Origin of the sequence: Streptomyces sp. NPDC000229, from assembly GCF_040300825.1 — a bacterium.
Taxonomy (GTDB): domain Bacteria; phylum Actinomycetota; class Actinomycetes; order Streptomycetales; family Streptomycetaceae; genus Streptomyces.
Map to the genome: position 1 here is coordinate 1 of NZ_JBEPEL010000171.1, position 1,098 is coordinate 1,098.

At 66.1% G+C, this 1,098-nt stretch carries 1 protein-coding gene; it reads left to right on the plus strand.

Annotated elements, in window-relative coordinates; translation table 11 throughout:
* A partial coding sequence (locus ABT360_RS35310; protein WP_351825850.1) for a ribonuclease J occupies window positions 1-752 on the plus strand: 752 nt, incomplete at its 5' end.
* Window positions 753-1,098: the final 346 nt, after the last annotated feature.

A 1,098-nucleotide genomic window follows, 5' to 3' on the forward strand; every position in this document is an offset into this window, starting at 1 on the left:
CCTCCAGGCCGAAGGGGACGCCCGCCTCCTGGGCCGCGGCCAGCAGGTGCAGGATCGTCCAGGGCGACACCGTGATCCTGGCGTCCTCCCTGATCCCGGGCAACGAGAACGCGGTCTACCGCGTGATCAACGGCCTCACCCGCTGGGGCGCCAACGTCGTCCACAAGGGCAACGCCAAGGTCCACGTCTCGGGCCACGCCTCGGCCGGCGAGCTGCTGTACTTCTACAACATCTGCAGGCCGAAGAACCTGATGCCGGTCCACGGCGAATGGCGCCACCTCCGCGCCAACGCCGAGCTCGGCGCCCTGACGGGTGTGCCCAAGGACCGCATCGTCATCGCCGAGGACGGCGTCGTGGTCGACCTCGTCGACGGCAAGGCCAAGATCGTCGGCAAGGTCCAGGCCGGGTACGTGTACGTCGACGGCCTCTCGGTCGGCGACGTCACCGAGGTTCACCTGAAGGACCGCCGCATCCTCGGCGAAGAGGGCATCATCTCGGTCTTCGTGGTGGTCGACTCCACGACCGGCAAGATCACCGGTGGCCCGCACATCCACGCCCGCGGCTCCGGCATCGAGGACAGTGCCTTCGACGCGGTCATCCCGAAGGTGCATGACGCCATCGCCAAGTCGGCCGCCGACGGGGTCGCGGAGCCGCACCAGCTCCAGCAGTTGATCCGCCGCACGATCGGCAAGTGGGTCTCGGACACCTACCGCAGGCGCCCGATGATCCTCCCGGTGGTCGTGGAGGTCTGACGCCCCACCAGCTCAGCAACGGAGCGGGGCCCCTCGATTTGCATCGGGGCGCCCCGCTCCAGTACGTTTACGGCTCCGCCCGATCGGGAACCCGGCACATCTGTGTGCCATGCAGGGTGCCCCGGAAGGGCCGGGAAATCCGACTCAGAATCTCTGATAAAGTCGGACCAGCCGAAAGGCAAAGGCCCTCCAACGGCCGCTGGAAACGGAATTCGAACCGGAAACGGAACGGAAAACGGATCTGGTAGGGTTGGAAACACGAAATACCGAAGGGAAGCGCCCGGAGGAAAGCCCGAGAGGGTGAGTACAAAGGAAGCGTCCGTTCCTTGAGAACTCAACAGCGTGC